This window comes from Chitinimonas sp. BJB300, from assembly GCF_002735695.1.
Classification (GTDB): Bacteria; Pseudomonadota; Gammaproteobacteria; order Burkholderiales; family Chitinimonadaceae; genus Chitinimonas.
In genome coordinates, this window is record NZ_PDZH01000004.1 from 72,162 (window position 1) to 78,406 (window position 6,245).

6 protein-coding genes are annotated in these 6,245 nt (G+C 54.4%); all 6 read left to right on the forward strand.

All coding sequences use genetic code 11. The features are described 5' to 3' along the window. Positions 1–27: 27 nt before the first annotated feature. Positions 28–828, forward strand: coding sequence for a tryptophan synthase subunit alpha (gene trpA, locus CSQ89_RS01375; RefSeq protein ID WP_099404401.1), 801 nt, complete (start codon positions 28–30; stop codon positions 826–828). An 80-nt stretch (positions 829–908) separates the two neighbouring features. Beyond that, the gene (gene accD / locus CSQ89_RS01380) at positions 909–1,775 is read left to right on the forward strand and encodes an acetyl-CoA carboxylase, carboxyltransferase subunit beta (protein WP_099404402.1); all 867 of its coding nucleotides are present in this window, start codon (positions 909–911) and stop codon (positions 1,773–1,775) included. A gap of 183 nt (positions 1,776–1,958) precedes the next feature. Continuing rightward, positions 1,959–3,224 carry a bifunctional tetrahydrofolate synthase/dihydrofolate synthase gene (gene folC / locus CSQ89_RS01385; RefSeq protein WP_099404403.1) on the forward strand — a complete coding sequence of 422 codons (1,266 nt, stop codon included), beginning with the start codon at positions 1,959–1,961 and terminating at the stop codon, positions 3,222–3,224. Between the two features lie 8 nt (positions 3,225–3,232). After that, positions 3,233–3,976 (forward strand): SPOR domain-containing protein, encoded by a 744-nt coding sequence (locus CSQ89_RS01390; protein ID WP_158228857.1) that lies wholly within the window; start codon positions 3,233–3,235, stop codon positions 3,974–3,976. Next, positions 3,973–4,464 carry a CvpA family protein gene (locus tag CSQ89_RS01395; protein WP_099404404.1) on the forward strand — a complete coding sequence of 164 codons (492 nt, stop codon included), beginning with the start codon at positions 3,973–3,975 and terminating at the stop codon, positions 4,462–4,464. The genes CSQ89_RS01390 and CSQ89_RS01395 overlap by 4 nt, the downstream gene beginning before the upstream one ends. 50 nt (positions 4,465–4,514) lie before the next feature. Further along, on the forward strand, positions 4,515–6,047 hold the full coding sequence (purF, locus tag CSQ89_RS01400; protein WP_099404405.1) for an amidophosphoribosyltransferase: 1,533 nt from the start codon (positions 4,515–4,517) through the stop codon (positions 6,045–6,047). Positions 6,048–6,245: the final 198 nt, after the last annotated feature.

The following is a 6,245-nucleotide window of genomic DNA, read 5'->3' on the forward strand; positions in this document are numbered from 1 at the left end:
TAGAGGACGGTAGAACAAGTAGACCCCATGTCACGAATTCAGACTACTTTTGCCCGCTTGCAAACAAACAAGAAGCAGGCCTTGATCCCCTTCATTACCGCTGGAGACCCTCATCCTGCGGCGACCGTTGGTTTAATGCACGCGTTGGTCTCAGGCGGGGCGGATGTCCTTGAGCTTGGCGTTCCGTTTTCCGATCCGATGGCGGATGGCCCGATTATCCAAAAGGCTTCTGAGCGCGCCTTGGCTCATGGCACCAGCTTGTTGGATGTATTGGGCATGGTGCGCGATTTTCGGCGTAAAGATGCAGATACGCCTGTTGTCTTGATGGGATATGCCAACCCTATCGAGGCGATGGGTTATCAACTATTTGCCCAGAAGGCCATTGAAGCTGGGGTGGATGGTGTGCTGACGGTAGATTTGCCGCCGGAAGAGGCGGGTCCGTTGGCTGAGATTCTCAAGTCTCAGGGATTGGATGCCATTTTCCTGCTGGCCCCGACGACGCCTGATTGGCGTGTTGCCGAAGTGGCGAAGCATGCCTCCGGCTATGTTTACTACGTGTCGCTCAAAGGCGTAACGGGAGCGGCCAATCTTGATATGGAAAGTGTTGCTGCGAAGTTGGGCAGCTTGAGAGAGATGCTGAGTCTCCCCATCGGGGTGGGTTTTGGCATCCGCGATGCCGCTACGGCTCAGGCCGTCGCCAAGGTGGCTGATGCCGTCATCATTGGCAGCCGTTTGGTGCAGGAGGTCGAGGAGCATGGGGCTGATGCAGCGCCCAGGCTGATGGCCTTTATGCGTGAGGTGCGAAGCGCCATGGATAGCGCCCGTTAGTATCTACAAGGGGCCGCGTGTGCGGCCCTTATTATTTTCAAGCGCTTGATCGGTTTATTGATCGGCGTAGGAGTTGAATGATGAGTTGGCTACAAAAATTACTTCCCCCCAAGATCAAAGCCAAGCCAGCTGGCCCATCAAAGTCCGTACCCGAGGGTTTGTGGAGCAAGTGTTCTGCTTGCGAGGCAGTGCTGTACCGTACTGACCTGGAAAATAATCTGGACGTTTGTCCCAAGTGTGATCATCACAATGGGGTGTCGGCGCGCCGTCGTCTGGACCTGATATTGGACGCCGAGGGGCGCTTTGAGATTGGTGCTGAGGTGCGTCCAACCGACTTCCTCAAGTTCAAAGACTCCAAGCGCTATGTCGAACGCTTGGCGAGTGCGCAGTCAAACTCGGGTGAGGAAGATGCGCTGGTTGTGATGCAAGGTGCCATTCTGTCGCTGCCTGTCGTTGTGGCGGTGTTTGAGTTCCGCTTTATTGGTGGTTCGATGGGATCGGTGGTGGGCGAGCGCTTTGTGCGCGGTGTGAATACAGCGATTGAGAATGGCAGCCCATTTATCTGTGTTTCGGCTTCTGGCGGAGCGCGTATGCAAGAGGGCCTGATGTCGTTAATGCAGATGGCCAAGACCAGTGCCATTCTGACCAAGCTTTCTGAAGCTGGCTTACCGTTTATTTCTATTCTGACCGATCCTACGATGGGGGGTGTTTCCGCTTCCTTTGCTTTCTTGGGTGATGTCGTGATTGCCGAACCGGGCGCCCTTATTGGCTTTGCCGGCCCGCGAGTGATTGAGCAAACGGTACGGGAGACCTTGCCTGAAGGTTTTCAACGCGCCGAGTTCCTGCTTGAAAAGGGTGCGATCGACATGATCGTCGACCGGCGTGAAATGCGCCAACGATTGGCAGGCATGCTGTCAATGCTGCTAAAGCAAGCTGCCGCAGCCTGAAATTAGGCGCGCAGAGATTCAAGGCACTGCGTGATAGTGGTGCCTTGCGAGCAAGTAGTTGTCTTGCTAGTCCGCGTATTTAGAACCGGTCCATAGTGTCTCAACGCCGTATCGCCGACGCGCAGCAGTCATTGAACAGTTTTTACGTAGCTGTGTTATCCCTAAACCTTGTAATTGGTCACCATGCAATTTAATGCCGATACCCTGGATGCCTGGCTCGCCCATTTGGAGCAGCTTCATCCGAATGCGATTGATATGGGGCTTGAGCGAGTAGCGCGTGTGCGTGACGCCATGCAGCTTAAGCCTGCCTTTCCTGTGATCATTGTTGGTGGAACGAATGGAAAAGGGTCGACCTGTACGATGCTATCGGCGGCCTATCGTGCAGCTGGCTTCAAGGTGGGTACCTACACCAGCCCGCACCTGCTGCATTACAACGAAAGAGTGGCGATTGACCTTGTGCCTGCGAGCGATGCTCGCCTTGTTGCCGGTTTTCGGGCGGTTGAGGCCGCACGGGGTGAGGATTCACTGACCTATTTCGAGTTTGGCACCCTCGCCGCCATGCATCAGTTCATCGCTGAAGGCGTCGATGTTGCTGTGTTGGAGGTGGGATTAGGCGGCCGGCTGGATGCTGTGAATGTATTTGAACCCGATGTTGCAGCGGTGGTGAGCATCGACATCGATCATCAAGATTACCTTGGTGATACTCGCGAAGCCATTGGCTATGAAAAGGCCGGTATTTTTCGAGCGGGCAAGCCGGCTTTTTGCGCAGACCCGCTTCCACCGGAAAGTCTCTTGGCCTATGCGAAGAACAGTGGGATCGATTTGCAATGCATTGGGCGTGACTTCAGTTTTATCAATGAAGTAACACAATGGCGTTGGCGGGGCAGACAGGGTCAAAAGCCCGGCTTGCCCTTCCCTGCTTTGCGAGGGGCCTATCAGCTTGGTAATGCCAGTTTGGTCATCGCAATTCTTGATGCGTTGCATGAGCGCTTGCCGGTCAGTATTGGAGACATAAAGCGCGGTTTGGTTGAGGTTGAACTTGCCGGGCGGTATCAAGTCTTGCCAGGGCGGCCTTCTATTGTGCTGGATGTGGCGCATAACCCGCATGCGGCATCGGCATTGGCGCACAATCTATCAAACCAGGGCTTTTTTCAGACGACACATGCAGTTTTCGGTGCACTGGCTGATAAGGATATTGCGGGGGTGGTTGAACTGCTCAAAGATCGGATTGATGTTTGGCATGTGGCTAATCTGGATGTGCCAAGGGCCGCGCCGGCTGAGAAAGTCGCAGGTTTGATCACCACAACGGGCGCAGCCCGCGTGCATATTTACCCGGATGTGTTCTCTGCATTTACTGCGGCCAGGTCGGCAGCCGGGGAAAATGATAGAATCGCCGCCTTCGGATGTTTCAAAGTAGTGGCCGACATGCTTGCATTGAAGCCACGTTAGATACGCTCATGGCCAACGCCCCTATCAGTGAAGAACTAACCGCTCTTAAGAAACGTGCCCGCCGCCGCTTGGTTGGCGCAATAGCCTTGGTATTGGTCGCCTTGATTGTCCTTTGGACGGTAATGGATGACAGGCCACCGCAGAGCTTGCTTAATGAGTCGGTCGCGATCGTCAGCTCTACGCCTTCGCTGGCGGGTGCTGTGTTGCCGGATCATGCCCAGGTAGGCGTGCCGCCTGCACCTGCTGCCAATCCGACACCGGAAGTTGTGCTGGTTCCACCGGCTGTCCCGGTTGCACAGGCCAAACCCGTGCTGGAGCCAAACATGAACGCGGTGGAAGTGCCTAAGCCTTCGCCACCAAAGGTTTCGACAACGAAGCCCGTTGAAAAGGTTGTGGAGAAAAAGGCTGAATCCAAGCCAAATGTCGTGAAGAATGACCCTGCCAAATTATTGGCAGGGATAGAAGATGAGATAGCCAAGCCGCAGGCAGTGCGGCCGGCCCCCAAAGAAGATATGGGGACGGCGGCTAAGTTCTTCCTGCAGATTGGTGCTTTCGCCGACGCAAACAAGGCCGCCGCGCTACAGACCAAAGCGAAAGAGGTGGGGGTTGCAGCCCATACTGAAGCAATCAAAACGGACAAGGGTGACCTGACCCGACTGCGTGCAGGCCCCTTTCCGAGCCGTGATCTGGCCGAGAAGGCACAAGACAAGCTGGCCTTGGCCGGCGTGGCTAGCAGCATCGTGGGCAAATGACAGGTTTTGACTACGCCGTTCTGATTATTCTCGGCCTGTCGGTGCTATTGGCCGTGCTGCGTGGAGGGATCTCCGAGATTCTTTCGTTATCGGCGTGGATACTTGGTTTTTGGCTTGCTCAGCAATATGCTGCGGAGTTAGGCGCGCGGTTGCCGCCGGAGGTGCCGACAGTTGAATTACGGTTGATTGCGGGGTTTCTTGGCATCTTGCTGGGTGTCTGGTTTCTATCGGCTATTGTTCGGATTACCTTGGCGCAGTTTATCAAGGCAAGCGGTTTGGCAACCTGGGATAGGTTGCTTGGCGCGGTATTTGGCGTAATACGTGGCGCTTTGATTGTTTTGGCGCTGGTTATGGTGGCCGGGCTTACCTCGGTGCCAAAGATGCCGATCTGGCGTGATGCCATGTTCAGCCCCCCCCTTGAAGCCTCCGCGATAGCGCTGAAGCCTTGGCTGCCGCCCGAACTGGCTAACCATATAAAGTTTGAGTGATTCTGGCGCTTGTAGGCCGGTATCTTGGATTCGAAAAGTAAGGAAGCATCATGTGCGGCATTCTCGGTGTAGTTGCGAAAACACCTGTCAACCAACTGCTCTATGACGGTCTGCTGGTATTACAGCACCGTGGTCAGGACGCGGCCGGTATTGTTACGGCGGAAGCCAGCGGCGTCATGCATATGCATAAGGGCCAAGGCTTGGTGGCGGACGTGTTCCGCACCCGCAATATGCGTTCATTGATGGGGAATGTCGGTATCGGCCATGTCCGGTATCCAACAGCGGGCTCGGCGTCCAGCTTGGCCGAGTCGCAGCCCTTCTATGTGAATAGCCCATTCGGGATTGTGTTGGCCCATAACGGCAACCTGACCAATCATAAGGAATTGAAGGATGCGATGTATCGCAGTGACTTGCGGCACATCAATACTAATTCCGACTCAGAAGCGCTCCTGAATGTGTTCGCGTATGAGTTGCAGAAGCGCGCAAAGGGCTTCTTGCTGGATTCGGACACCATTTTTGATGCGATTGCCGCTGTGCACCAGCGTGTACGTGGTGCTTATGCGGTGGTTGCGCTCATCGCCGGTTATGGGTTGGTTGCGTTTCGCGACCCTTATGGGATTCGGCCCTTGGTGATTGGTGAGCATGCTACGCCTGAGGGGGCTGAGTACTTGGTTGCTAGCGAATCAGTGGCGCTCGATACCATGGGTTTCAAGCTGATGCGGGATATCGCCCCGGGTGAGGCTGTCCATATTGCGCCTGACGGCCAATTATTGAGCCGCCAGTGCGCGGCGAATCCTCAATTGGTCCCCTGTATTTTTGAGCACGTCTATTTTGCCCGGCCCGATTCGGTGATGGATGGCATTTCGGTTTACCAAGCCCGCCTCAATATGGGTGATAACTTGGCAGAAAAGATTCGTAGCAGCTTGCCGGAGATGGATATTGACGTTGTCATTCCTATTCCGGATACCAGCCGCGCCAGCGCATTACAATTGGCTAATCATTTAGGATTGCCTTATCGGGAAGGTTTCCAGAAGAATCGATATATTGGCCGCACATTTATTATGCCGGGCCAGGCAACACGTAAGAAATCAGTAAGGCAGAAGCTCAATGCCATTACGGTTGAATTTAAAGGCCGGAATGTATTGTTGGTTGATGATTCGATAGTCCGTGGGACGACCTCGAAGGAGATTGTCCAAATGGCGCGCGAGGCAGGTGCCAATAAGGTTTATTTTGCATCCGCTGCACCACCTGTACGTTTCCCACATGTTTATGGCATTGATATGCCGACGCGTGCCGAATTAATTGCAACCGGCCGTGACGATGTCAAAGTGGCGGAGGAAATTTCAGCTGATGCGGTTTTCTATCAGGAAATCAATGCGCTAGTGCAGGCGGTCAGCGATGCCAGTGAGGGACGTATCACCCGATTTGAGACTTCTTGTTTCTCGGGCGAATATATTACTGGCGATGTTGATTCAGCCTATTTGGATGAAATGGAAAATCGACGGGTCAGTCCATTGTCCAAAGAAAGCGACCCTACTACGGTGGACTTGAATGTGGGCGTTGCTGAGCAAAATTTGATGTAAGCCTCAAATGGGCTAGTATTGAAGCTGCCCTGAAATATGAAACGGGCGATCCACTGGGTCGCCCGTTTTCATGTGCGCCCAGCATGGGCGCACTCCTGCGGGTGGAAGTCCCGCCGTAAGTTGATCACAGCGAACGAAGTGAAGCGCAACTGCGTGAGGGCGACCGAGCGTGGGAAGGAAGCGTGGATCGTAAACCGC

Excerpts from the sequence above, each read along its gene's own strand:
- accD (WP_099404402.1), top strand. The coding sequence starts at position 909 with ATGAGTTGGCTACAAAAATTACTTCCCCCCAAGATCAAAGCCAAGCCA.
- CSQ89_RS01390 (WP_158228857.1), top strand. The coding sequence starts at position 3,233 with ATGGCCAACGCCCCTATCAGTGAAGAACTAACCGCTCTTAAGAAACGT.
- purF (WP_099404405.1), top strand. The coding sequence starts at position 4,515 with ATGTGCGGCATTCTCGGTGTAGTTGCGAAAACACCTGTCAACCAACTG.
- trpA (WP_099404401.1), top strand. The coding sequence starts at position 28 with ATGTCACGAATTCAGACTACTTTTGCCCGCTTGCAAACAAACAAGAAG.
- folC (WP_099404403.1), top strand. The coding sequence starts at position 1,959 with ATGCAATTTAATGCCGATACCCTGGATGCCTGGCTCGCCCATTTGGAG.
- CSQ89_RS01395 (WP_099404404.1), top strand. The coding sequence starts at position 3,973 with ATGACAGGTTTTGACTACGCCGTTCTGATTATTCTCGGCCTGTCGGTG.